The organism is Vibrio sp. Y176, assembly GCF_033438945.1.
The window spans coordinates 1-552 of record NZ_JAWOQS010001009.1; the positions used below are offsets into that span (position 1 = coordinate 1).

The window sequence follows — 552 nt, forward strand, 5'->3', positions numbered from 1 at the left end:
GTTTTCTGCCAATGCTGGTGTTTGATAACCCATGGTGATGTCGGCGATGTCACCAAGACGAATCAACCCCGAGCCAAACTCTCCGGTGCCACCATTGATGATTAAATTGCGAATGTCTTCTAGAGACTGAAACTCACTGGTTTGCGCAATACGAATACGCTCTGTACCTGCATCGAATTTTCCCGCTTCGAACGTGCTGTTTTGTGTGCTCAGTTGGTTCCAAACTTGTGCGATCGACAAACCATATTGAGCCAAGCGCTCGTCTGGCATATCGATATGTACAACGCGAGGTTGAACGCCGTGTAGCTCGATCTTTTTGATGCCGTCGACGGCTTTGATTTGGCGTTGCAGCTCTTCGGCGTAGCGACGCAACTCTTCTGGCGCAGCATCTGTGCTGTGGATAGAGAAAAGCATGCCGTAGACTTCAGAGAACTCGTCTTGTACTACGCTGATCTGCGCGCTGGACGGCAGCTGCAGTTTTACATCGTCCACTTTGCGTCTCAATAAGTCCCATTCCTGCGGAAGTGCTTTGGAATTAAGGCTCTCTTTGAG

At 49.8% G+C, this 552-nt stretch carries 1 protein-coding gene; it reads right to left on the reverse strand.

The features are described 5' to 3' along the window. On the reverse strand, positions 1-552 hold a 552-nt coding region (locus tag R7O13_RS29915), incomplete at both ends, for an efflux RND transporter permease subunit (protein WP_318305598.1).